Below are 22,917 nucleotides of genomic sequence, written 5' to 3' on the forward strand. Positions count from 1 at the left end.
GAACTACCTGAACAATGCAGCCGCCGCCGCCTGTGCTGCCGTGGCCACCGGGCCGAGTGCCACGATGAAGAACACGGTCACCAGCCCCATGCCGACGGACACGAACGAGACCGAAACCGGCGCGCGGTCCAGCGCCGGGGCGGCGGCATCGAAAAACATGATCTTGACGATGCGTATATAATAATATGCCCCGATCACGCTACTGATGATACCGATGGCCGCCAGCCCGTAAAGCTGCGCGTTGATCGCGGCATAGAACACCATCAGCTTGCCAAAGAAGCCCGCCAGCGGCGGCGCGCCTGCCATGGAGAACATGAACACCGCCATGGCCAGCGCCATGCCTGGGTCGCTGCGGCCCAGCCCGGCAAGGTCGCTGATGCGGCTGACCGCACGGCCCTTGCGCCGCATGGCCACGATGCCCGCAAACGCACCCACGTTCATGAACAGATACGTCACCAGATAGACCAGCGTGCCGCGCGTGCCCTCCGCCGTGCCCGCCGCAAGCCCGATCATGGCGTAACCCATATGCCCGATGGAGGAATAGGCCATCAGCCGCTTGATGTTGCCCTGCGGAATGGCAGCCAGTGCGCCAAACACCATTGATGCCGCCGAGACCACCTCGATCAGCAACTGCCACTGGTGCGCCATGGAGCCGAACGGCCCGGCCATGACCCGCAGCAGCACGGCAAAGGCCGCGATCTTGGGCGCGCCCGCCATGTAGGCGGTAACCGAGGTGGGGGCACCCTGGTACACATCCGGCGTCCACATATGGAACGGCACCATGGACAGCTTGAAGCACAGCCCCACCAGCACGAACACGATGCCCACCATCAGCCCCGCGGGCAGCACGGCGCTGCCGCGTACCGCCTGCTGCAACCCGGCATAGTCCAGCGTGCCCGCAAACCCGTAGGCCAGCGAGATGCCATAAAGCAGGATGCCCGAGGCCAGCGAGCCGAGTACGAAGTATTTCAGCCCCGCCTCCGCCGCCGTCACCTGATCGCGCGCGAATGCGCACAGGATGTAGATGGACAGCGAGGAGAGTTCGAGCCCCACGAACAGCGTCATGAGATTACCCGATGAGGCCATGATCATGGCGCCAAGGGTCGAGAACAGCACCAGCACGGGGAACTCGAACTTGTCGATTTCCATCTCGCGCGCATAGCCAATGCCCAGCACCAGCGAGAGAGCCGCCCCCGCCAGCGCCAGTACCTTCATAAAGCGCGCAAAGCCATCATTGATGAAGACATGGCTGTAACCCGTGCCATCGGGCGAGAGCACCACGAGGGCCGCCGTCACCACCAGGGCGAACAGCGTCATCATGGTGCATGAAAAGAAAGCCTGACCGCGCTTTTGCATCACCCCGGCCAGCAGGATGACCAGCCCGGACAGGGCCAGCACGATTTCGGGCAGAGCAAGTGTCCAGTTCATTGGTTTGACCCTGACATCCGTGGGGTTAGCTTGCGAACAGGATGGTGGTCAGCAGCACCACCAGCCCGATCAGCATGGAAAAGGCATAGACCGCCATCGACCCGGTCTGCACCCGCACGGCCTGGCCTGCGCTGCCTGCGGTCAGCCTGGCCAGCCCCTCGGGTATGCCTTCGATAACGCCTTCGTCAGCGCCCTTCCACAACAGGCGCGCCAGCGCGCGGTAGGGGCGCACGAATATGGCGCCGTACACCTCATCGAAATACCATTTGTTGAGCAGGAACAGGTAAAGCGGGCGCAGGCTGCGCGCCAGCGTGGCCGGAATGCCGGGGCTTGCGATATAGCACAGATAGGCCACCGCAATGCCCGCAACACCTGCAAAGGTGGGCACCAGCGCAATCAGGCCCGGTGTCTGTTCAAGGCGCTCCATGATGTCATGCCCCGGCAGGCTGGCAATCGCCCCACCCCAGAACCCGGCCTGGTTGGCGCCTATATAGAACGGCGCCAGCACCACGCCCGCCAGCACGGCGCCGACCGACAGGACGGCCAGCGGCACCATCATGGAAGGCGGGCTTTCATGCGCGCCCTCATTGAGATGAAGGTCACGCGGCTGGCCATGAAACACCAGGAAGATCAGCCGCCAGCTATACAGCGCGGTCAGGAAGGCTGTGATGCAGCCCATGACCCAGCCATAATGGCCCATGGCGGAACCCGACATCCACGCGGCTTCCTCAATAGCATCCTTCGACCAGTAACCCGCGAACGGGAAGATACCGGCCAGTGCGAGGCTGCCGATCCACATGGCGGCGTAGGTATAGGGGATCTTCCGCCACAGCCCGCCCATGCGGAACATGTCCTGCTCGTCATGCACGGCATGGATCACGCAGCCTGCCCCAAGGAACAGCAGCGCCTTGAAGAAGGCATGCGTGGTGAGGTGGAACATCGAGGCCTGGTACGCCCCCACGCCAACAGCCACGAACATGTAGCCAAGCTGCGAGCAGGTGGAATAGGCGATGGTGCGCTTGATGTCGGGCTGCACCAGCCCCACGGTGGCGGCGAAGAAACTGGTGGTGCCGCCGATCAGGATGATCAGGTCACGGGTGACGGGGGCGAGTTCCACCAGCGGCGACATGCGCACCATCAGGAAAACGCCCGCCGTGACCATGGTGGCCGCGTGGATCAGGGCGGAAACCGGGGTCGGACCTTCCATCGCATCAGGCAGCCAGGTGTGCAGGAACAGTTGCGCCGACTTGCCCATGGCACCGATGAACAGCAGGGTCGCGATCACCTCCAGCAGCGGGTGCGTACCGAAAAGCTGGAACGTGTCATGCACATGGTAGGGAATGGCGGCGAAGATCGCATCATACGACACGCTGCCCAGCCGGATGTAGATGAGCGAGATGCCGACAAGGAAGAACAGGTCGGCGATGCGGTTGACCACGAACGCCTTGATGGCCGCGGCACAGGCCGCAGGGCGGTCATACCAGTAGCCGATCAGCAGGTAGCTCGCGAGCCCCACCCCTTCCCAGCCAAAGAAGAGCTGGAGCAGGTTGTCGGACGTGACCAGCATGAGCATGGCGAAGGTGAACAGCGAGAGATAGGCGAAGAAGCGATACACCGGCTGCGCCTCATGCGCCATGTAGCCCACGCTGTACACATGCACCAGCACCGACACGGTCGTGACCATGGCCACCACGCTGACCGAGAGCATGTCCATGCGCAGCTGCCAGTCGGCCGCGAAGCCCGCTGCGTGGATCCAGTCCGCCACGGGCACGACAATCGGGTTCACGCCCCCCATCTCGAAGCCCAGCACGCCAATGGCGGACAGCGCCGCGCACAGCATGAGGGCGATGGTGGTGAACCGCGCAGCCCCGTCACCCATCAGGCGGCCAAAGCCACCAGCGACCAGAAACCCGATCAGGGGCGCGAAAACCGCGACTTCAAACAGGAAGGATGCCGCCTGCATTTCCCTACCCCTTCATCATCGTAATATCGTCGACTTCAATCGAGCCGCGATTGCGGAAATACACCGTGACAATGGCCAGCCCGATGGCGGATTCCGCCGCCGCGATGGTCAGCACGAACAGGGTCATCACCTGCCCCGACAGGTCGCCGGTCGCAGCCGAGAACGCCACGAAATTGATATTGGCCGAAAGCAGGATCAGTTCGATCGACATCAGGATGATGATGACGTTCTTGCGGTTGAGAAAAATGCCGAACACCCCAAGCACCAGCAGGATCGCGCCAATGCCCAGGTAGGGTGTCAGGCCGATGGCCTCAATCGGGCTATTCATCGCCCTCTCCTTTCGTGCCATGCGCAGGCGTCGCGATCACCAGCGCGGTGCCGGTTGCATCCTTGGCTTCCGCCACGCGCCAGGCCTCGGTGCCGTAGGTGCCGGGCACGGCGGCGATGTCATAGCTCTCACGCGGGCGCAGGAAGCCGCCCTGCGCATCCACGCCCGCGCCAAGGGGCACCTGCAGCATTTCAAGTGAATCGGCCACCGTGCGGTCATGCTGGCGGTCGATGTTCTGCCGCCGCCCTGTCGGCCGTTCGCGCAGGGTGAGCACGATGGCCCCGATCATGGCCACCAGCAGCACCAGCGCGCAGGCCTGGAACAGGAAGATGTAGTGGGTGTAGATCACATCGCCCAAAGCCGCAGTATTGGTGCGCTCGGGTGATGAGGGCACCAGATGCGCGATCTGCCCGATATTGGAGGCCGACCGCCAGTGCATGAACGCCATGAGCAGTTCAACCAGCAGCACGCCGCCCACAACCCCGCCAATGGGCGCGTAACGCTGCACGCCTTCGCGCATCTGCGTAAAGTTGACATCCAGCATCATGACCACGAACAGGAACAGCACGGCCACCGCGCCGACATAGACAATGACCAGCGTCATCGCCAGGAACTCGGCGCCTGCGATCAGGAACAGCCCGGCTGCGTTGAAGAACGCCAGGATCAGGAACAGCACCGAATGCACGGGGTTGCGCGCGCTCACCACCATGGTGGCGGACAGGAGCAGGACCGCAGCAAAAACGTAAAAGACAATCTGGGTCATCATGGGTAGGTTTCCTGCCGCATGGATGTTTCCTCCTGCTGGCACGGCTTCCCCGGCATGGGCCGGGGCGGCCATGCACGTTCAGCGGTACGGGGCATCAAGCTCGAGCCTGCGGGCCAGCACGCTTTCCCAGCGGTCGCCATTGGCCAGCAGCTTGTCCTTGTCGTACATCAGTTCTTCGCGGGTTTCGGTCGCGAACTCATAATTCGGCCCCTCGACAATCGCATCGACCGGGCAGGCTTCCTCGCACAGGCCGCAATAGATGCATTTGGTCATGTCGATGTCGTAGCGCGTGGTGCGGCGCGAGCCATCATCGCGCGGTTCGGCCTCGATGGTGATCGCCTCGGCAGGGCATGTCGCCTCGCACAGCTTGCACGCAATGCAGCGTTCCTCCCCATTGGGGTAGCGGCGCAGCGCATGCTCGCCCCGAAAGCGCGGCGAGAGCACGCCCTTCTCATAGGGGTAGTTGATCGTGGCCTTGGGCTTGAAAAATGCCTTCAGCGTTGCCCCCATGCCGGCCGCAAGCTCGGCAAGCAGCATGGAACGGGCGGCTTTGGTCAATGTATTCATCAGCCTGCTCCTCCGGGCAGAAGGCCCGTTACCATCAGGAAGCCCGCCGTCAGCACCATCCACGCCAGCGAGAACGGCAGGAACACCTTCCAGCCCAGCCGCATGAGCTGGTCATAGCGGTAGCGGGGGAATGTCGCGCGCACCCAGATGAACACGAACAGGCAGAACAGGATCTTGGCGATCAGCCACAAGGGCCCCGGTATCCATGTAAAGGGAGCGATGGCCAGCGGCGGCAGCCAGCCACCCAGGAACAGGATGCTGACCATGCCGGACATGAGGAACATGTTCGCGTATTCACCCAGGAAAAACAGGCCGAAGGCGAGTGCCGAATATTCCACGAAGAAGCCTGCCACCAGTTCGCTCTCGCCCTCGGGCAGGTCGAACGGCGCGCGGTTGGTCTCGGCCAGTGCCGAGATGAAAAACACGATGAACATCGGGAACATGGGCAGGCAGAACCACACATGGCGCTGCGCCAGCACGATGTCGTTGAGGTTGAGGCTGCCCACCGCCAGCAGCACCGACACGATCACCAGCCCGATGGACACCTCATACGACACCATCTGCGCCGCCGAGCGCAGCCCGCCGAGGAAGGCGTATTTGGAGTTCGACGCCCAGCCCGCGATCAGCATGCCGTAAACACCGAGCGAGGAGATGGCCAGCAGGTAGAGGATGCCCACATTGATGTTGGCAATGGCCAGCCCGTTACCCGTGGGAATGACCGCCCACGCGATCATGGCCAGCGAGAAGGTCAGGAAGGGCGCAAACAGGAACAGCATCCGGTTGGCACCCGAGGGAATGACCGTCTCCTTGGTCAGCATCTTGATGGCATCGGCAAAGGCCTGCAGCACGCCGAACGGGCCGTTCACGTTCGGCCCCTTGCGCAACTGCATCGCGGCCATCACCTTGCGCTCGGCCAGCGTAAGGTAGGCCACGCCCAGCAGCAGCGGCACGAGCACCGCAAGGGATTCGAGCACGATCAGCAGCAACTGGCCAAGCGTGGTGTGAAAGAAGAAATCCGCCATGTCCCTACTCCGCCGCCTCGATTGCGGGGCGCACATAAATCCCCGAACAGGTTTCCATGGTCGGGCTTGCGCGACACACGGCATGGGTCAGGTAATAATCGGCAATGACCGGATGGAACGGCGTTGCCGCCACCGCCACGCTGCCCGCCTGCGGGGGCGTTGTGTCCGTAGTGCCAAGGCGTGTGTGTTCCGCCTGCCCGTAGGCCGGGTGCGCCTGCGCCATCCGTGCGCGCAGGGCCTCGATCGTGTCATAGGGCAGCTTGCGGCCCGCCACCTCCGAGAAAGCGCGTAGGATGCGCCAGTCCTCACGCGCGTCGCCCGGCGGCATGACCGCGCGGAAGGCGCGCTGCACGCGGCCTTCGGTATTGGTGTAGGTGCCCGGCTTCTCGGCATAGAGCACGCCGGGCAGGATCACATCCGCCCGCGCGGCCCCCGCATCACCATGATGGCCCTGATAGATGACGAACGTGTCCGGCCCGATGTCCTGCACCGCGAACTCATCGGCCCCCATCAGCCACAGCACGTCCACGCCGCCGCCCAGCATGCCCGCCACGTCACGCCCCTGCGCGCCAGGCACGAGGCCGAGGTCCAGCCCCGCCATGCGGCTTGCCGCCGTGTGCAGCACGTTGAAGCCGTGCCAGTCGGGGCGGATGGCACCCGCCTGCACCGCCAGGTCCCAGCAGGCCTTTGCAATAGCTGGCCCGTCGGGGCGGGTCAGCGCGCCGTGGCCCACGATGATCATGGGGTTCTTGGCGTTGGCCAGCACCTCGGCAAAGGGCAGTTCGCCTGCCGCGAGTTTCGCCAGTGTGTCCGGCCCCTCGCCCAGCACGTCTGCCGTGTAGGTCGGATCGGCATTGGGCGCGCCGATCATGGCGATGGGGAATTTGCCCCGTCCCGCATCGACAAACCGCCTGCGGATGCGGGCATTGAGCACAGGGGCTTCCTGGCGGGGGATGGAGCCTACGATCAGCAGCGCATCCGCCGCGTCAATGCCCGCAATGCCGGTATTGAAGGTGTAGAAGTCACGCCGCGATGTATCGTAATGCGCGCCGTCCTGCCTGCAGTCGATATTGGGCGAACCCAGCATGTCCATCAGGTCCTTGAGCGCCATCAGGCTCTCGGCATCGCACATGTCACCGGCAATCGCGCCGATGCGCGCGCCCGGCACGCCCTTGAGGCGCGTTGCGATGAGCGAGAACGCATCCGCCCAGCCTGCGGGCTGGAGCTTGCCGTCCACCCGCACCCAGGGCCGGTCGAGGCGGCGGCGGCGGAAGCCATCGACCACGAAGCGGCCCTTGTCAGCCAGCCATTCCTCGTTCACCTCATCATTGATGCGCGGCACGATGCGCAGCACCGACGCCCCGCGGGCCTGCATGACGATGTTGGTGCCCACCGCATCGCACACATCAATGGAGTCCGTGCGCTTGAGTTCCCACGGCCGGGAGGAGAAGGCGTAGGGCTGCGAGGTCAGCGCGCCCACGGGGCAGATATCGATCAGGTTGCCCGACAGTTCGGATGTCAGTGCCTTCTCGACGTAATTGGTGATCTCGAGGTTCTCGCCACGGGATACGCCGCCGAGTTCGGGCACGCCCGCCACCTCGGTGGAAAAGCGGATGCAGCGCGTGCACTGGATGCAGCGCGTCATCACCGTCTTGACCAGCGGGCCGAGATACTTGTCGGTGACCGCGCGCTTGTTCTCGCGGTAGCGCGAATGGTCCGCTCCGTAGCCGAAGGCCTGGTCCTGCAGGTCGCATTCGCCGCCCTGGTCGCAGATGGGGCAGTCAAGCGGGTGGTTGATGAGCAGGAACTCCATCACCGCGCGGCGGGCACGGCGCACCACCTCGGTATCGGTAAAGATCTGCATGCCATTGCTGATGGGAAAGCCGCACGAGGCTACCGGCTTGCGCCCGCCCGAGACCTCGACAAGGCACATGCGGCAGTTGCCCGCGACCGACAGCCGCTCATGGTAGCAAAAGCGCGGGATTTCCTTGCCCGCCGCCTCGCACGCCTGCAGCGCGGAAGAGCCGGGGGCGACATCAACCACAATACCGTCAACGGTTACTTTGACCACTGTTCCTACTCCGCCGCTTCAACAAGGCCGGTGGGCACCTGCACCAGTCGGCCGCCACCATGGGCCGCCTTGTAGGCGTGGATGCGTTCCTCCATCACCGGGCGGAACCGGCGGATCAGCCCCTGTATGGGCCATGCCGCCGCATCGCCCAGCGCGCAGATGGTGTGGCCTTCCACCTGGCGGGTGACCTGCTCGAGCATGTCGATCTCCTCGATCTCGGCGCGGCCTTCCACCATGCGGTCCATGATGCGCATCATCCAGCCCGTGCCCTCGCGGCACGGCGTGCACTGGCCGCAGCTTTCATGCTTGAAGAATTTCGAGAACCGGGCGATGGCCGCGATGATGTCGGTGGATTTGTCCATCACGATCATGCAGCCCGTGCCAAGGCCGGAGCCCTCGGCGCGCAGGCTGTCGTAATCCATCAGCACGCTCTCGCACACATCACGCGGCAGCATGGGCACCGAGCAGCCACCGGGGATGACGGCCAGCAGGTTGTCCCACCCGCCACGCACGCCACCGCCATGCTTTTCGATGATCTCGCGCATCGGCACGCCAAGCTCTTCTTCAAACACGCACGGCGTGTTGACGTGGCCCGATATGGCCATGAGCTTGCTGCCCGCGTTGTTGGGCCGCCCCAGCCCCGCAAACCATGCCGCCCCGCGCCGCAGGATGGTGGCCGAGACCGCAATGCTCTCCACGTTATTGACCGTGGTGGGGCAGCCATACAGGCCCATGGCGGCGGGGAAAGGCGGCTTCATGCGCGGCTGGCCCTTCTTGCCCTCAAGGCTTTCGAGCAGGGCCGTTTCCTCGCCGCAGATGTAGGCACCCGCGCCGCGATGGATGTAGAAGTCGAAATCCCAGCCCGAGCCGCAGGCGTTCTTGCCGATCAGCCCCGCCTCGTACGCCTCATCAATGGCGTGCTGGAGATGCATGGCCTCGTTGTAGAACTCGCCGCGAATGTAGACATAGGCCGCATGCGCCCCCATGGCGAAAGAGGCGATCAGCGCACTTTCCACCAGCTTGTGCGGGTCGTGGCGCAGGATCTCGCGGTCCTTGCAGGTGCCGGGTTCGGATTCATCACCGTTGATGACGAGGTAATGCGGCCTGCCATCATTCTTCTTGGGCATGAACGACCATTTGACCCCGGTGGGAAAGCCCGCCCCGCCGCGCCCGCGCAGGCCCGATGCCTTCATCTCGCCAATGATCGCGTCACGCCCGCGCGCGAGGATTTCCGCCGTGCCATCCCAGTCGCCCCGGGCGCGGGCACCGGCCAGCGTCCAGTCACCCTGGCCATACAGGTTGGTGAAGATGCGGTCCTTGTCTTGCAACATGCGCTTTACCCCTGCCCCTGCGGCTTGATTGCGGCGTCATCCACCAGCACCTTGCGCCCGCCCGCGGGGGCCGAGTTCAGGCGGTCGATGGTGGGGCCGGGCGTGGGGCGCTCGCCGCGCCTGAGGGCCTCGATCAGTTCAAGCGTGCGCGGGCCGTCGAGATCCTCGTAGTAATCATCATCAACCTGCAGGATCGGCGCATTGGCGCAGGCGCCAAGGCATTCCACCTCCGTCAGGGTGAACAGGCCGTCCGCGCTGGTCTCGCCAAACGCGCTGATGCCGGTGGCTTTCTTGCACGCCGCCGTCACGTCATCGGAGCCGCGCAGCCAGCACGAGGTGGTGGTGCAGACCTGCAGATGGTAGCGGCCGATCGGCTTTGTATTGAACATGAGGTAGAAGGTCGCGACCTCATACACCCGGATCGGCGCCATCTCGAGGCGCCTGGCCACCACGTCCATGGCGATGCGCGGTATCCACGCGCTGCCGGTCTGGCGGCCCATCTGCTTTTGCACCACGTAAAGCAGCGGCAGCACGCCGCTTGCCTTGCGCTCGGGCGGGTATTTGGCCAGGATCACCGCAATCTGCTGCTCGCTCTCGGCATCGAATGCGAAATGGGTGGGTTCCGCGCCCGCAGGCGCAGTGGGCTGGGTGGACATGTCGGTCACCTGTCAATCTCGCCAAACACCAGGTCGAGCGACCCGATAATGGCCACGGCATCCGCCAGCATGTGGCGGCGCGACATCTCATCAATGGCTTGGAGATGGGAAAAGCCCGTGGGCCGGATCTTGCAGCGATACGGCCGGTTGCTGCCATCGGCCACCAGATACACGCCAAACTCGCCCTTGGGCGTTTCAGTCACGGTGTAGGTGGCGCCGGGCGGCACGTGATAGCCTTCGGTAAACAGCTTGAAGTGATGGATCAGCGCTTCCATCGAGCGCTTCATCTCGCGCCGGGGCGGTGGCGTGATCTTGTGATCCTGCACCTTCACCGGGCCGGGGCGCATCTGCTCAAGGCACTGGTTGATGATCTTTACGCTCTCGCGCATCTCGGCCACGCGCACGAGGTAGCGGTCGTAGCAGTCACCCTGTCGGCCCACCGGCACGTTGAAGTGCACCTTGTCGTAATTGTCATAGGGCTGGCTGCGGCGCAGGTCCCACGGCACGCCGGAAGCGCGCAGGCACGGCCCGCTGAAGCCCCAGGCCAGCGCCTGCTCGGTGGTGAACACGCCAATGCCCACCGTGCGCTGCTTCCAGATACGGTTGCTGGTCAGCAGGCTTTCAAGGTCGTCGATCCATTGCGGGAAGGTACCTGCCCAGTTGGCAATGCGCTCCTCCAGCCCGGCGGGCAGGTCCTGCGCCACGCCGCCGGGGCGGACGTAATTGGCATGGAAGCGCGCGCCGGATGCGGCCTCGTAGAACTCGATCAGCTTCTCGCGTTCCTCATACCCCCACAGCGCGGGTGTCAGCGCGCCACAATCCAGCCCGAAGGAGGTCAGGTTGAGGATATGGTTGAGGATGCGCGTGATCTCGGCAAACATCACCCGGATCCACTTCGCGCGGTCCGGGGCCTCGATGTCGAGCAGCTTTTCCACCGCCAGCGCAAAGGCCTGCTCCTCGCACATGGGCGAGACGTAATCGAGCCGGTCGAAATAGGGCAGTGCCTTGGGGTAGGTCTTGTATTCGATCAGCTTTTCCGTGCCGCGATGCAAAAGCCCGACATGCGGGATGGCGCGGGCCACGACCTCGCCCTCCATTTCCAGCACCAGCCGCAGCACGCCATGGGCGGACGGGTGCTGGGGGCCGAAATTCAGCGCGTGGGAGTCAATTTCCACCACATGACGCTTCACCTCGCCATCGGGCTCTTCTGGCAGCAGGCTGTCGGGAATGTCCGTATCGCTACGCAGGGTGACATCGCTCATCGGCTCAGCCCTTTCGCTTGATGTCGTGGCGGTCGGCATGGGCCTTTTCATCGCCCGGCAGGGTCAGGATGCCTTCCCATGGCGATTCAAAGTCGAAATTGCGGAAGTCCTGCACCAGGTCGACCGGCTCATAGACCACCTGCCGCCGTTCCTCGTCGTACCGCATCTCGACATAGCCGGTCAGCGGGAAGTCCTTGCGCAGCGGGTGCCCCTCGAAGCCGTAATCGGTCAGGATGCGGCGCAGGTCCGGCTGGTCGGTAAACAGGATGCCGAACAGGTCATAGGCCTCGCGCTCCCACCATGTGGCGGCAGGCCAGAGCTGGTGCACCGACGGCACGGGATGGGTCTCATCCGTGGTCACGATCACGCGGATACGGTGGTTATGGGTGACCGAGAGCAGGTTGTAGACCACCTCGAAGCGTTCCGCACGGTCGGGAAAGTCCACGCCGCATATGTCCATCACCTGCTGGCAGGCATAAAGCGGGTCATCGCGCAGCATGGCCATGAGCGCGAGCAGCCGGTCGCGCGTGGTGCGTACCACAAGCTCGCCCTTTTCGATGCCAGCGGACATGATGCCCGGAATGGTGGTGGACAGGCGGAAGCTGATGGCCCCAAGGCTGCCCGTAACCCCGCGCGGCTGGCTTGCGGGAAGGTTCTGCACATCAGCCACGGCGGATTGTCCCCGTCCTGCGGATTTTCTTCTGCAGTTGCAGGATGCCGTAGATCAGCGCCTCCGCCGTAGGCGGGCAGCCGGGCACATACACATCCACCGGCACGATGCGGTCGCACCCGCGCACGACGGAATAGGAATAATGGTAATACCCGCCGCCGTTGGCGCATGACCCCATGGAGATGACCCAGCGCGGCTCGGCCATCTGGTCGTACACGCGCCGCAGCGCCGGGGCCATCTTGTTGGTGAGCGTGCCCGCCACGATCATCACATCGGACTGGCGTGGCGAGCCACGCGGGATGATGCCCATGCGGTCGAGATCGTAGCGCGGCATGTAGGCGTGGATCATTTCCACCGCACAGCAGGCCAGCCCGAACGACATGGGCCACAGGCTGCCCGTGCGCCCCCAGTTGACCAGCTTGTCGAGACTGGCGACGACAAAGCCCTTTTCCGTCATCTCGCCGGTAATGCCTTTTATCACCGCATCCTGCTCCGCCCCGGGGGGCAGCATCTCGCGGTTCCAGGCAATGCTGTCAGCGGGCCGGCCCGGCCCTGAGGTATCGTCGTTGCCCATCGGGGCGCCTCCCCTTGTCATGTTCAATCCCAGTCCAGGGCGCCCTTGCTCCATTCGTAAATGAAGCCGACGACCAGAACGCCGAGGAAACCCATCATGGAGGCGAAGCCGAACCAGCCGATGCGCGACAGGCTGAGCGCCCAGGGAAAGAGAAAAGCGACCTCAAGGTCGAAAATGATGAACAGGATCGCCACCAGGTAGAACCGCACGTCAAAACGGCGGCGGGCATTGTCAAATGCCTCGAAACCACATTCATAGGCCGACGTTTTCTCGGCATAGGGTTTCTGGTGGCCAAAAAGCAGCGAACTGCCCAGCATGGCGCCCGCAATGACCACGGCAATGCACCCGAATATCAGTACGGGCAAATAATCAGCGATAACGGAATGCATCTTCCGTGTTCCCAACCTGTTAATACGCCGCCCGGTGTCTTTATCGACTTATATGTGGCTGAAGGGATGCTAGACCCAACCCGGTGGGGGGAACAGTTACTTAACCGTGTGCATTCATGAACATTACCGTGAAGACGAATACAGTAACGCTTCCGTCAACACTGTTCTGCTCCGGCCATTATGGCACGATTTATTGTTCTCATTTTTTCGTGTGGGAAAGCACGCATAAAAAAACGCCAGTGCACGGGCATCTGGCGTGGTGCGGAACATTTTATGATGGGCTACGCCATAGTGGCGCGAGTGACGGGGCTCGAACCCGCGACCTCCGGCGTGACAGGCCGGCGCTCTAACCAACTGAGCTACACCCGCATGGGGCATGTCCCTGCATGGCAACAGGAAAACATGGTGGGCGATGACGGGATCGAACCGCCGACCCTCTCGGTGTAAACGAGATGCTCTACCGCTAAGCTAATCGCCCGCGCCCCTAGTAAGGGATTACAAAAAAGGGGGCAACCCGGAAAATGGATTGCCCCCTCTTTTTTTCCTGAAAACAGGCGGTCTTACTTGCTGACCGCTTCCTTCAGGTTCTTGCCCGGCTTGAAACGCACGGACGTGGATTCCGGAATGTCCAGCGGTTCACCCGTGCGGGGGTTGCGGCCCTTGGCGGCCTTGCGGGTCGCCGTAACGAACGTGCCGAAACCGACCAGGCGAACTTCCTGATTGTTTGCCAGCGCCTTTTCGATCGCACCGAAAACCGCATCAACCACTTCGCCAGCCTTGGCTTTGGCCAGATCGGCTTCCTCGGCTACCGCAGCAACCAGTTCCTGCTTGTTAAGTGGCTTCTCCATTTTACGCCTTTCTTTGTACTGTGCGCTTACGCAATCGTTCAAACATCGCGCCGCATTTCTGCTCGCACTATGCCGCTGTTTTTTCTCACGTCAACCAACAGAATTCGGGGAATGACAGAGAAAACCGTCATTCCCCTCCATCATGACAATTTTGCGACCACGCACCCCTGCCCTACGGCGCTCAATGCGTCAATGCAGGTGTTGCAGCCCCTTCGGTGCCCGTGGCCGCCACCGGCTCCGTCCACTCGATCGGCTCCGGCTTTTCCACCAGTGCCTGGCCAATCACTTCATCCACATGCGACACCGGCAGGATGGTCAGCGCCTCGGTCACCACCGAGGGGATATCCACAAGATCCTTCTCGTTATCCTTGGGGATGAAGATGGTGCGCAGCCCCGCGCGGTGGGCGGCCAGCAGCTTCTCCTTCAGGCCGCCAATCGGCAGCACACGGCCACGCAGCGTGATTTCGCCGGTCATGCCAACGTCGCGCCGCACGGGGATGCCCGTCATCACGCTCACGATCGAGGTCGCCATGGCGATACCGGCCGAAGGACCATCCTTGGGCGTGGCACCCTCGGGCACATGCACGTGCAGGTCGCGCTTTTCAAACAGGGCCGGGCTGATGCCAAAGGTCACGGCCCGGCTGCGCACATAGGACAATGCTGCCGCGACACTTTCCTTCATCACGTCACCGAGCTTGCCGGTCAGCTTGATGTTGCCCTTGCCCGGCACCATCACGCTTTCGATGGTCAGGATTTCCCCGCCCACTTCGGTCCAGGCCAGTCCGGTCACGACTCCGACCATGTCTTCCGACTCGGTCTCACCGTGGCGGAAGCGCTTCACGCCTGCGTATTTCTCAAGGTTCTCGGCCGTGATCGCCACGGTCTTGGCCTTGCCGGTCACGATCTCGGTCACGGCCTTGCGGGCCAGTGTCGCGATTTCGCGCTCGAGGTTACGCACGCCCGCCTCACGCGTGTAGCTGCGAATCAGCTCGCGCAGGGCATCATCCGACACCGACCATTCGCCCGGCTTGAGGTTGTTGGCCTCCGTCTGCTTGCCCAGCAGGTGGCGCTTGGCGATCTCGACCTTCTCATCCTCGGTGTAACCCGACAGGCGGATGATCTCCATGCGGTCCAGCAGCGGCTGGGGCATGTTCAGGCTGTTGGCGGTGGTGATGAACATCACATCCGACAGGTCATAATCGACCTCCAGATAGTGATCGCCAAAGGTCGAATTCTGCTCGGGGTCCAGCACTTCAAGCAGGGCGGAGGACGGATCACCCCGCCAGTCGGCACCGAGCTTGTCGATCTCATCCAGCAGGAACAGCGGATTCGAGGTCTTGGCCTTCTTCATGCCCTGGATGATCTTGCCGGGCATGGAGCCGATATAGGTGCGGCGGTGGCCACGGATCTCGGCCTCGTCACGCATGCCACCAAGCGACATGCGCACGTACTGCCGCCCCGTCGCCTTGGCAATGGATTTGGCAAGCGAAGTCTTGCCCACGCCCGGCGGCCCCACAAGGCACAGGATCGGCCCCTTGAGCTTCTGGGCGCGACTCTGCACGGCCAGGTACTCGATGATGCGTTCCTTGACCTTCTCCAGCCCGTAATGGTCGGTATCGAGCACCTTCTGGGCCTCGGACAGGTCATGGCGGACCTTCGAGCGCTTCTTCCACGGAATGCCCAGAATCCAGTCGAGATAGTTGCGCACCACCGTCGACTCGGCAGACATCGGGCTCATGCTCCGCAGCTTCTTCAGCTCGGCCAGGGCCTTTTCGCGTGCTTCCTTGCTCAGCTTGGTCTTGGCGATCTTTTCCTCAAGCTCGGCGGTTTCGTCCTTGCCGTCCTCGCCTTCGCCAAGTTCCTTCTGGATCGCCTTGAGCTGCTCGTTGAGGTAGTACTCGCGCTGGGTCTTCTCCATCTGCCGCTTGACGCGGTTGCGGATGCGCTTTTCCACCTGCAGCACGCCGATCTCGGCTTCCATATGCGCGAAAACCCGCTCCAGGCGCGCATTCACGTCCTGGATCTCGAGGATTTCCTGCTTTTCGGGAATCTTCAGGTTCAGGTGGCTGGCAATGGTGTCCGCGAGCTTTGACAGGTCATCGATCTGGTTGAGCGAGACCAGCACCTCGGGCGCGATCTTCTTGTTCAGCTTGATGTACTGCTCGAACTGGCCGATCAGCGTGCGGCCGATGGCCTCGGCTTCCTTGCCGTCGGTTTCCTGCTCGGGCACGTCCTCGATCTCGGCCTCGAAATGGCCATCGACCTCGTGCAGCGCGGTGATGTGCGCGCGCCTGCCGCCCTCGACCAGCACCTTGACCGTGCCATCGGGCAGCTTGAGCAGTTGCAGGATGGTCGAGACCGTGCCGTAGCGATAGATGTCATCGGGCGAGGGGTCATCCTGCGCCGCGTTCTTCTGGGCCACGAGCAGGATCTGCTTGTCGCTGCGCGTCACCGCCTCAAGCGCGCGGACGGATTTCTCACGCCCCACGAACAGCGGCACGATCATGTGCGGGAAGACGACAATATCGCGCAGGGGCAGCACGGCAATCGTGTCACGCGATGCGTCATCCTCGGCTTCCTCCACGCCACGCGTGGCGGCGACGGGGGTGCCGGTGGTGTTGTTCTCGGTGGTTTCCGTGCCTTCGGGCACGGGAGTCAGTCTGTCAGTTTCAGACATATTGTTTTTTTGACCTCCTGATGGACGATCCCGGATGGGCACCCAAGCACGTGGCCTGCCCATCCGTTGCGCCGCATATGCGACAACCTCACTTCAATGTTGTCACGACGCGCCGCCACCACAAGTGGTGGCGACAATTCGGCGTAAAGCGGCCAGACCGTCAGGCGGACTGTTCGGCCGGCTGGTTCTTGCCATACACATAGACGGGCTGCGCCTTGCCCTCGGCCACTTCCTTGTTGACCACCACTTCCTCGACATTCTTCAGGCCGGGAAGCTCGAACATGGTCGACAGCAGGATACTCTCGAGAATGGCACGCAGGCCACGGGCCCCCGTGCGCCGCGCAATGGCGCGCTGGGCCACCTGGCGCAGCGCATCCTCGGTGAAGGTGAGTTGCACGTCCTCCATCTGGAACAGGCGGGCATACTGTTTGACGAGCGCGTTCTTGGGCTTGGTCAGGATCTCGATCAGGGCCGCCTCATCAAGATCTTCAAGCGTGGCAACCACGGGCAGGCGACCGATGAATTCGGGGATCAGGCCGAATTTCAGCAGGTCCTCGGGCTCCACCTCGCGCAGCACGGCGCCCATGCGCCGCTCGTCGGGCGACTGCACATCGGCGCCGAAGCCGATGCCCGAGCCCTTGCCGCGCGCGCTGATGATCTTGTCCAGCCCCGCAAACGCGCCACCGCAGATGAACAGCATGTTGGTGGTGTCAACTTGCAGGAATTCCTGCTGCGGGTGCTTGCGCCCGCCCTGCGGCGGCACGGAGGCCACGGTGCCTTCCATGATCTTGAGCAGGGCCTGCTGCACGCCCTCGCCGCTCACGTCGCGCGTAATCGAGGGGTTGTCCGACTTGCGCGAGATCTTGTCGATCTCGTCGATATAGACAATGCCGCGCTGGGCCTTCTCCACATTGTAGTCGGCTGCCTGCAGGAGCTTGAGGATGATGTTCTCCACATCCTCGCCCACGTAGCCTGCTTCGGTCAGGGTGGTGGCGTCAGCCATGGTGAAGGGCACGTCGAGGATGCGGGCGAGCGTCTGGGCCAGCAGGGTCTTGCCCGAGCCGGTGGGGCCGATGAGCATGATGTTGGATTTTGCAATCTCGACATCATTGTTCTTCTGGGCGTGGGCGAGGCGCTTGTAGTGGTTGTGCACCGCCACCGACAGCACCTTCTTCGCATGCCCCTGCCCGATGACGTAATCATCAAGGATCTTGCAGATTTCACGCGGCGTAGGCACCCCGTCGCGCGACTTGACCAGATGCGTCTTATGCTCCTCGCGGATGATATCCATGCACAATTCGACGCATTCATCGCAAATGAACACGGTGGGACCGGCGATCAGTTTGCGGACCTCGTGCTGCGACTTGCCGCAGAACGAGCAGTAAAGCGTATTTTTGGAATCGCCGGATTTGTTATTCATAACCGCTCCTATTCCCGCTCAGGGGAACTTCTCCATACCTTGCGACCGGGCGAAGAACGCTGCCCGGACCGCCGCAGGCCACCCTTCCCCACCGGGGCCGGGGGCACGCCTGCGAACGCGCCCCCTCATGCAGATTACTCTGCAGGTTTTGATGCAACGTTACGACGGACCACTTCATCCACAATGCCGAATGCCTGCGCCTCTTCGGCGGACATGTAGCTGTCACGCTCCAGCTTCTGCTCGATCTCCTCGAGCGTGCGGCCGGTGTGCTCCTTGTAGATCTCGTTCAGGCGCTGGCGGATGGTCAGGATTTCCTGCGCCTGGATCTCGATATCGCTGGCCTGGCCCTGCGCCCCGCCCGAAGGCTGGTGCACCATGACGCGTGAATTGGGCAGCGCGAATCGCCGCCCCTTCTCGCCACCGGCCAGCAGCAGCGACCCCATCGAGGCCGCCTGCCCGATGCACACCGTGCTGACGGGGCAGCGGATGTACTGCATGGTGTCGTAGATGGCGAGCCCGGCCGACACCACGCCGCCGGGGCTGTTGATGTAGAACGAGATTTCCTTGCTGGGGTTCACGCTTTCCAGATAAAGCAGCTGCGCGGAAACCAGCGCCGAGACCTGATCATAGACCGGCCCGGTGAGAAAGATGATCCGTTCCTGCAGAAGGCGGGAATAGATGTCGAATGCCCGTTCCCCGCGGGAGGTCTGCTCGACCACCATCGGTACCAGAGCGTTATTGAAGATCTCTACGGGATCCCGATCCCTCATAGCCATATTCCCGATCCTGAAAAGCAAGGCCCCGTTCCACGTCGCGCGCCCGGTGCAGGAGGCACGGACAGCGCGGGCGCAGCCGGACCCTTCCCGGTTACTTATGACAAAATAGAGACAAACACGCCAGATACCACCCCACCCCTGTCATTTTGCCAGGAACGGGCTGCACAATCCGCACGCATTCACCTGTCCACAAACACTTGCGGCGCGCGGAAGTCCCCTTCCGCGCGCCGCAGGCGTTACCTATGCCGCCAGAGCGGATCAGACGTCAGCTTCCGGCATTTCGGCCAGTTCTTCCGGCGTCACGACCTTATCCTCGACCTTGGCCAGCTCGACGATGTAGTCGATGACCTTGTTCTCGAAGATCGGGCCACGCAGGCCATCGATCGCCTGCGGGTTCTTGCCGAAATATTCGAACACGGCCTGTTCCTGGCCCGGGTAGCGCGCGGCTTCGGCCCGGACGGCGTGCACGATTTCTTCCTGCGTCACGGTGATGTTGTTCACACGACCGATCTCGGCAAGCAGCAGGCCAAGCTTCACGCGGCGCTCGGCAATCTTGCGATAGTCCGCGCGCAGGGTGTCCTCGTCCTTGTCCTTGTCTTCCTCATCGAGGCGACCGGCCTTGCGGTCTTCCTCGATGCGGGCCCAGATCTGGCTGAACTCGGCATCGACCATGCCCGGAGGCGCCTGGAAGTCGGTCTTTTCAGCCAGCTTGTCGAGCAGCTCGCGCTTGAGGCGCAGGCGGGAAAGCTGGTCGTATTCCTGCGTGACCTGCTGCGTGATCAGCTCGCGCACCTGCTCGAGGCCCTCGAAGCCGAGCTTCTTGGCCAGCTCGTCGTCGATCTTGGCTTCGACCGGGCGCTTGAGTTCCTTGACCTTGATGTCGAAGGTGGCTTCCTTGCCCGCAAGGTGCTCCGCGCCGTAATCGGCGGGGAAGGTGACGGTGATCACTTTTTCTTCACCGGCCTTCATGCCCACGATCTGCTCGGCAAAACCGGGGATGAAGCCGGCACCACCGAGTTCGACGTTCACGTCGTCAGCGGAACCGCCTTCAAAGGCCGTGCCGTCAACCTTGCCCACGAAGTCCACGCTCACCACGTCGCCATCGGCAGCGGGGCGGTCTTCCTCGACCTTCTCGAACTCGCGCTGGCGGCTCGCGATCTCCTTGAGCGCCTTGTCCACCGTCTCGGCATTCACCTCGGACTTGAGGCGCACGAGCGACAGGGTGGACAGGTCGGGAATGGTGATCTCGGGCAGGATCTCGAACTCGACCGTGAACTTCAGGTCTTCCTTGCTGCCCGGCTCGCTGCCGGAAACGAGGTCAACCTTCGGCTGCATGGCAGGGCGCAGGCCGCGCTCGTCAAGCAGGGTGCGGGTCGCGTCGCTGACGACCTGCTCCATCACCTCACCCTGCACGGATTCGCCAAAACGCTGCTGCAGGATGCTCATCGGCACCTTGCCCGGGCGGAAACCCGGCAGCTTCATGGACTGTCCAACTTCTTTCAGGCGCGCGGTGCGCTTGCTCTCGATTTCTGCTGCGGGCACCGTAACGGTGAAACCGCGCTTCAGGCCATCGGAAAGCGTTTCAGTAACCTGCATCTGCCAGGCCATCCTCTCGGTCAGAACGTGTCAAAGAACGCAAGAGGCCGGTTGGGGCCACCACGTCTGCTCGCATAACGCGACTTGCCGGGATCATTGGTACGGGCGGAGGGACTTGAACCCCCACAGCTTGCGCCACCAGAACCTAAATCTGGCGTGTCTACCAATTCCACCACGCCCGCACAGTGCCCAGCCTGTAAGCGCGCGGCTTTAGCGCACCACAGGCCATGGGGCAAGATGCGAAGGGAAAAGGATTGGGCTTTTCAGCCGAAAACTTTTTTCGCCAGCCCCTCCGCCCGGTGGCGCGCCGTGCCGACGTGGCGGTCAAAATCCTCGGCCAGTGGCCATTGCCCCGCATGCAGCGCCGCATCGCCATGCAGCCAGACGCCCGCGCAGGCCGCCTCCCACGCAGGCATGCCGGCGGCGAGCATGGCGGCGATGATGCCGGTCAGCGTATCGCCCGAGCCTGCCGTGCCCAGCATGGGGGTGGCGTGGTCATTGATCGCAACCCGGCCATCGGGGGCAGCGATGATGGTATCCGGCCCCTTGAGCACCGTCACGGCCCCCGTGCCCGCCGCCGCCGCACGCGCGGCCTCCACCCGGTCGGCACCCGGCGTGCCGAACACGCGCGAGAACTCGCCGATATGCGGCGTGATGATGGCGGCCCCCTTCAGCCGCCCGGGGTGGCCTGCCGCCATACTGAAGGCCCCGGCATCGGCAATCACCGCCCGTCCTGCCGCCACCAGGGCCGGAAAGACCGCCGCCACCTCCGCCACCGACAGGCCGGGGCCGCACACCCATACATGGCGGCGTTTATCTTGCAGCAGGGTTTCCAGCGGGTCGGAATCCACGATCAGGCCGGCAGGCGCGGTCATGCGGTAAACCTCGGCACTGTCCCCTGCGGCGAGGCGCACCAGCCCCGCCCCTGCCGCCCGCGCGCCCGCGGCGGAAAGCCGGGCCGCACCCGGCATCTCGCGCCCGCCGCAGATGCTGACCACGCCACGGCTGTATTTATAGGAACTGACCGTGCAGGGCGGCGTGCGCCACAGGCCGGGCTCATTGCGCCATGTGCGAATCGCCACACTTCCGAGCGCGGATTCGGGAATGCCGATATCGGCCAGCACCATGCGCCCGCACAGCGTGCGGCCGGGCAGCAGCAGGTGGCCGGGCTTGAGGCGGCAGAAGGTGACCGTCATCTCCGCCTGCGCCGCACCGCCACACACGCCCCCCGTCGCCCCATCCACGCCGCTGGGCATGTCGATGGCCACGATGCGCTGCGCCGCCTCGAGCACGGCCACCACCTCGGGCGCCACATCGCGGCTCAGCCCCGCGCCGAACACCCCGTCCACCACCAGGTCGAAGGCGGCCGCACTTTCAGGGGTAAACGGCACCATCGGCCCGCGCCACAAGGCGGCGGCAGCCGCTTCATCCCCGCCGGGGCGCGGGGCGGCGAGGCGTGCCACCGAAACCGGCCAGCCCTGCTCGGCCAGCCTGCGGGCAGCCACGTAGCCATCACCGCCATTATTGCCTGGCCCGCACAGCACCAGCACCCGGCACGGGCGCATGTGCTGGCGTATGGCGCGCGCCACCGCGCGGCCTGCGTTTTCCATAAGCGTCGAGACCGGCACGCTGCGGGCGGCAGCGGTGTCGACCTGGCCCATCTGTGCTGGCGTGGGCAGCACGAGGCGGCTGGCCTGATGGGCGTGCATCTGTTCGTTGGCGGGCATGTTCTTTTCCCTTTCCCGGCAATTGGCTGCCGCACTGGCCTTGCACATGATACAGGAATGAGGAAACAAGCATCCCGCATCCTGCTTTATGGCAGGTGCGCGTTTTCCTTATTCCTTATCCCCGCAAGGAGGCTTCATGTCCCTTTCCATTGTCTGGAGCCTTGTGCTCGCACTCCATATTACAGGCATGGCGGCCTGGGTTGGCGGCATGATGTATGCGGCCTTCGTGCTCAAGCCCAGCCTCGGCCTGCTCGATGCAACGCAGCGCGCCTCGGTGCACCTGCAGACGCTGAACCGCTTTTTCCGCATCGTGTGGCACACCATGCCCATGGTGCTCGTGAGCGGCTGGCTCATGATCTGGCATGAGGGCGGGTTTGCGGTCGTGCCGTGGCAGATCAACCTCATGCAGCTGTTCGGGCTGATCATGGCGGGCGTGTTCGCGCGCATCTATTTCGGCCCCTACCAGAAGGCCCGCCGCGCCCTGCGCCCGCAGCCGGGGCAGTTCGACTCGATCCGCTCGCTGGTGCTGCTCAACACGGGAATCGGCATCCTGACCATCATCACCGCCTGCCTGGCCCATCCTTTCTGAAAATGTGGGGCGTAACCTCACGCCCCCTTGATTTCCATTGAAAATCTCGATACGCACAGGGATTGTGGCGCTTTGAGGGGTCTCTACCCCGTCGCGTGTCACACTCCCCTTCCCTGCATTGCTGCAGGTACATCAGGGACGGCAGCCTGATACAGCGCGACACGGTGGCAATCGGACGGGGCCATATTCATCTGCTGATACGTTCGAGAGTAATTTGAGCGCCAAAAAAACGTCCCCCGCCCCGACCCGTTCCGCAA

General features: G+C 63.4%; 20 protein-coding genes and 3 tRNA genes. 1 reads left to right on the forward strand and 22 read right to left on the reverse strand.

Annotated elements, in window-relative coordinates; all coding sequences use genetic code 11:
* Nucleotides 1–3 precede the first annotated feature (3 nt).
* The 22 genes from nuoN to HNW77_RS12420 all read right to left on the reverse strand — a co-directional run bounded on the left by nuoN (nt 4) and on the right by HNW77_RS12420 (nt 22,053).
* Nucleotides 4–1,428, reverse strand: a complete 1,425-nt coding sequence (nuoN, locus tag HNW77_RS12315) for an NADH-quinone oxidoreductase subunit NuoN (RefSeq protein ID WP_061272211.1) — start codon at nt 1,426–1,428, stop codon at nt 4–6.
* A 25-nt stretch (nt 1,429–1,453) separates the two neighbouring features.
* A complete protein-coding gene (gene nuoL, locus HNW77_RS12320; RefSeq protein ID WP_172158003.1) occupies nt 1,454–3,391 on the reverse strand; it encodes an NADH-quinone oxidoreductase subunit L in 1,938 nt (645 codons plus the stop codon).
* A 4-nt stretch (nt 3,392–3,395) separates the two neighbouring features.
* Complete coding sequence (gene nuoK / locus HNW77_RS12325) at nt 3,396–3,719, reverse strand: NADH-quinone oxidoreductase subunit NuoK (protein ID WP_172158004.1); 324 nt, start codon at nt 3,717–3,719, stop codon at nt 3,396–3,398.
* Complete coding sequence (locus HNW77_RS12330; protein WP_172158005.1) at nt 3,712–4,485, reverse strand: NADH-quinone oxidoreductase subunit J; 774 nt, start codon at nt 4,483–4,485, stop codon at nt 3,712–3,714. The genes nuoK and HNW77_RS12330 overlap by 8 nt, the downstream gene beginning before the upstream one ends.
* Nucleotides 4,486–4,563: 78 nt before the next feature.
* On the reverse strand, nt 4,564–5,052 hold the full coding sequence (gene nuoI, locus HNW77_RS12335) for an NADH-quinone oxidoreductase subunit NuoI (protein ID WP_172158006.1): 489 nt from the start codon (nt 5,050–5,052) through the stop codon (nt 4,564–4,566).
* Nucleotides 5,052–6,074 carry an NADH-quinone oxidoreductase subunit NuoH gene (nuoH, locus tag HNW77_RS12340; RefSeq protein WP_061272199.1) on the reverse strand — a complete coding sequence of 341 codons (1,023 nt, stop codon included), beginning with the start codon at nt 6,072–6,074 and terminating at the stop codon, nt 5,052–5,054. The genes nuoI and nuoH overlap by 1 nt, the downstream gene beginning before the upstream one ends.
* A 4-nt stretch (nt 6,075–6,078) precedes the next feature.
* On the reverse strand, nt 6,079–8,145 hold the full coding sequence (gene nuoG / locus HNW77_RS12345) for an NADH-quinone oxidoreductase subunit NuoG (protein WP_172158007.1): 2,067 nt from the start codon (nt 8,143–8,145) through the stop codon (nt 6,079–6,081).
* A gap of 5 nt (nt 8,146–8,150) precedes the next feature.
* A complete protein-coding gene (gene nuoF, locus HNW77_RS12350; protein ID WP_172158008.1) occupies nt 8,151–9,476 on the reverse strand; it encodes an NADH-quinone oxidoreductase subunit NuoF in 1,326 nt (441 codons plus the stop codon).
* Nucleotides 9,477–9,481: 5 nt separating this feature from the next.
* Nucleotides 9,482–10,132 carry a complex I 24 kDa subunit family protein gene (locus HNW77_RS12355; RefSeq protein ID WP_172158009.1) on the reverse strand — a complete coding sequence of 217 codons (651 nt, stop codon included), beginning with the start codon at nt 10,130–10,132 and terminating at the stop codon, nt 9,482–9,484.
* Between the two features lie 5 nt (nt 10,133–10,137).
* A complete protein-coding gene (locus HNW77_RS12360) occupies nt 10,138–11,394 on the reverse strand; it encodes an NADH-quinone oxidoreductase subunit D (RefSeq protein WP_172158010.1) in 1,257 nt (418 codons plus the stop codon).
* Nucleotides 11,395–11,398: 4 nt separating this feature from the next.
* Nucleotides 11,399–12,055, reverse strand: a complete 657-nt coding sequence (locus tag HNW77_RS12365) for an NADH-quinone oxidoreductase subunit C (RefSeq protein ID WP_172158017.1) — start codon at nt 12,053–12,055, stop codon at nt 11,399–11,401.
* Between the two features lies 1 nt (nt 12,056).
* Nucleotides 12,057–12,638 (reverse strand): NuoB/complex I 20 kDa subunit family protein, encoded by a 582-nt coding sequence (locus tag HNW77_RS12370; RefSeq protein ID WP_172158011.1) that lies wholly within the window; start codon nt 12,636–12,638, stop codon nt 12,057–12,059.
* 23 nt (nt 12,639–12,661) lie between these two features.
* The gene (locus HNW77_RS12375) at nt 12,662–13,027 is read right to left on the reverse strand and encodes an NADH-quinone oxidoreductase subunit A (protein ID WP_061272187.1); all 366 of its coding nucleotides are present in this window, start codon (nt 13,025–13,027) and stop codon (nt 12,662–12,664) included.
* Between the two features lie 292 nt (nt 13,028–13,319).
* Nucleotides 13,320–13,396: transfer RNA gene (locus HNW77_RS12380), tRNA-Asp, on the reverse strand.
* Nucleotides 13,397–13,430: 34 nt separating this feature from the next.
* Nucleotides 13,431–13,505 (reverse strand) — tRNA-Val (locus tag HNW77_RS12385).
* Between the two features lie 82 nt (nt 13,506–13,587).
* Entirely contained in the window at nt 13,588–13,875 is a 288-nt protein-coding gene (locus tag HNW77_RS12390; RefSeq protein ID WP_061272185.1) for an HU family DNA-binding protein, read from the reverse strand.
* Nucleotides 13,876–14,056: 181 nt separating this feature from the next.
* Nucleotides 14,057–16,552 (reverse strand): endopeptidase La, encoded by a 2,496-nt coding sequence (lon, locus tag HNW77_RS12395; RefSeq protein ID WP_172158012.1) that lies wholly within the window; start codon nt 16,550–16,552, stop codon nt 14,057–14,059.
* Between the two features lie 160 nt (nt 16,553–16,712).
* The gene (gene clpX, locus HNW77_RS12400) at nt 16,713–17,972 is read right to left on the reverse strand and encodes an ATP-dependent Clp protease ATP-binding subunit ClpX (RefSeq protein ID WP_172158013.1); all 1,260 of its coding nucleotides are present in this window, start codon (nt 17,970–17,972) and stop codon (nt 16,713–16,715) included.
* A gap of 134 nt (nt 17,973–18,106) precedes the next feature.
* Complete coding sequence (locus tag HNW77_RS12405) at nt 18,107–18,742, reverse strand: ATP-dependent Clp protease proteolytic subunit (RefSeq protein ID WP_061272180.1); 636 nt, start codon at nt 18,740–18,742, stop codon at nt 18,107–18,109.
* A 264-nt stretch (nt 18,743–19,006) separates the two neighbouring features.
* A complete protein-coding gene (gene tig / locus HNW77_RS12410; RefSeq protein ID WP_172158014.1) occupies nt 19,007–20,344 on the reverse strand; it encodes a trigger factor in 1,338 nt (445 codons plus the stop codon).
* Nucleotides 20,345–20,441: 97 nt separating this feature from the next.
* Nucleotides 20,442–20,526, reverse strand: a tRNA-Leu gene (locus tag HNW77_RS12415).
* Between the two features lie 81 nt (nt 20,527–20,607).
* A complete protein-coding gene (locus HNW77_RS12420) occupies nt 20,608–22,053 on the reverse strand; it encodes an NAD(P)H-hydrate dehydratase (RefSeq protein ID WP_408886835.1) in 1,446 nt (481 codons plus the stop codon).
* A 154-nt stretch (nt 22,054–22,207) separates the two neighbouring features.
* On the opposite strand from HNW77_RS12420, the gene HNW77_RS12425 reads away from it, so the two are divergent.
* Complete coding sequence (locus HNW77_RS12425; protein ID WP_172158016.1) at nt 22,208–22,660, forward strand: CopD family protein; 453 nt, start codon at nt 22,208–22,210, stop codon at nt 22,658–22,660.
* Nucleotides 22,661–22,917: the final 257 nt, after the last annotated feature.

This window comes from Komagataeibacter melomenusus, assembly GCF_013155395.1.
Lineage (GTDB): Bacteria > Pseudomonadota > Alphaproteobacteria > Acetobacterales > Acetobacteraceae > Komagataeibacter > Komagataeibacter melomenusus.

Bases quoted from the DNA above. Each gene is read 5' to 3' on its own strand.
- nuoN (WP_061272211.1), bottom strand. From the start codon at position 1,428: ATGAACTGGACACTTGCTCTGCCCGAAATCGTGCTGGCCCTGTCCGGG.
- nuoL (WP_172158003.1), bottom strand. From the start codon at position 3,391: ATGCAGGCGGCATCCTTCCTGTTTGAAGTCGCGGTTTTCGCGCCCCTG.
- nuoK (WP_172158004.1), bottom strand. From the start codon at position 3,719: ATGAATAGCCCGATTGAGGCCATCGGCCTGACACCCTACCTGGGCATT.
- HNW77_RS12330 (WP_172158005.1), bottom strand. From the start codon at position 4,485: ATGATGACCCAGATTGTCTTTTACGTTTTTGCTGCGGTCCTGCTCCTG.
- nuoI (WP_172158006.1), bottom strand. From the start codon at position 5,052: ATGAATACATTGACCAAAGCCGCCCGTTCCATGCTGCTTGCCGAGCTT.
- nuoH (WP_061272199.1), bottom strand. From the start codon at position 6,074: ATGGCGGATTTCTTCTTTCACACCACGCTTGGCCAGTTGCTGCTGATC.
- nuoF (WP_172158008.1), bottom strand. From the start codon at position 9,476: ATGTTGCAAGACAAGGACCGCATCTTCACCAACCTGTATGGCCAGGGT.
- HNW77_RS12355 (WP_172158009.1), bottom strand. From the start codon at position 10,132: ATGTCCACCCAGCCCACTGCGCCTGCGGGCGCGGAACCCACCCATTTC.
- HNW77_RS12360 (WP_172158010.1), bottom strand. From the start codon at position 11,394: ATGAGCGATGTCACCCTGCGTAGCGATACGGACATTCCCGACAGCCTG.
- HNW77_RS12370 (WP_172158011.1), bottom strand. From the start codon at position 12,638: ATGGGCAACGACGATACCTCAGGGCCGGGCCGGCCCGCTGACAGCATT.
- HNW77_RS12375 (WP_061272187.1), bottom strand. From the start codon at position 13,027: ATGCATTCCGTTATCGCTGATTATTTGCCCGTACTGATATTCGGGTGC.
- HNW77_RS12390 (WP_061272185.1), bottom strand. From the start codon at position 13,875: ATGGAGAAGCCACTTAACAAGCAGGAACTGGTTGCTGCGGTAGCCGAG.
- lon (WP_172158012.1), bottom strand. From the start codon at position 16,552: ATGTCTGAAACTGACAGACTGACTCCCGTGCCCGAAGGCACGGAAACC.
- clpX (WP_172158013.1), bottom strand. From the start codon at position 17,972: ATGAATAACAAATCCGGCGATTCCAAAAATACGCTTTACTGCTCGTTC.
- HNW77_RS12405 (WP_061272180.1), bottom strand. From the start codon at position 18,742: ATGAGGGATCGGGATCCCGTAGAGATCTTCAATAACGCTCTGGTACCG.
- tig (WP_172158014.1), bottom strand. From the start codon at position 20,344: ATGCAGGTTACTGAAACGCTTTCCGATGGCCTGAAGCGCGGTTTCACC.
- HNW77_RS12420 (WP_408886835.1), bottom strand. From the start codon at position 22,053: ATGCACGCCCATCAGGCCAGCCGCCTCGTGCTGCCCACGCCAGCACAG.
- HNW77_RS12425 (WP_172158016.1), top strand. From the start codon at position 22,208: ATGTCCCTTTCCATTGTCTGGAGCCTTGTGCTCGCACTCCATATTACA.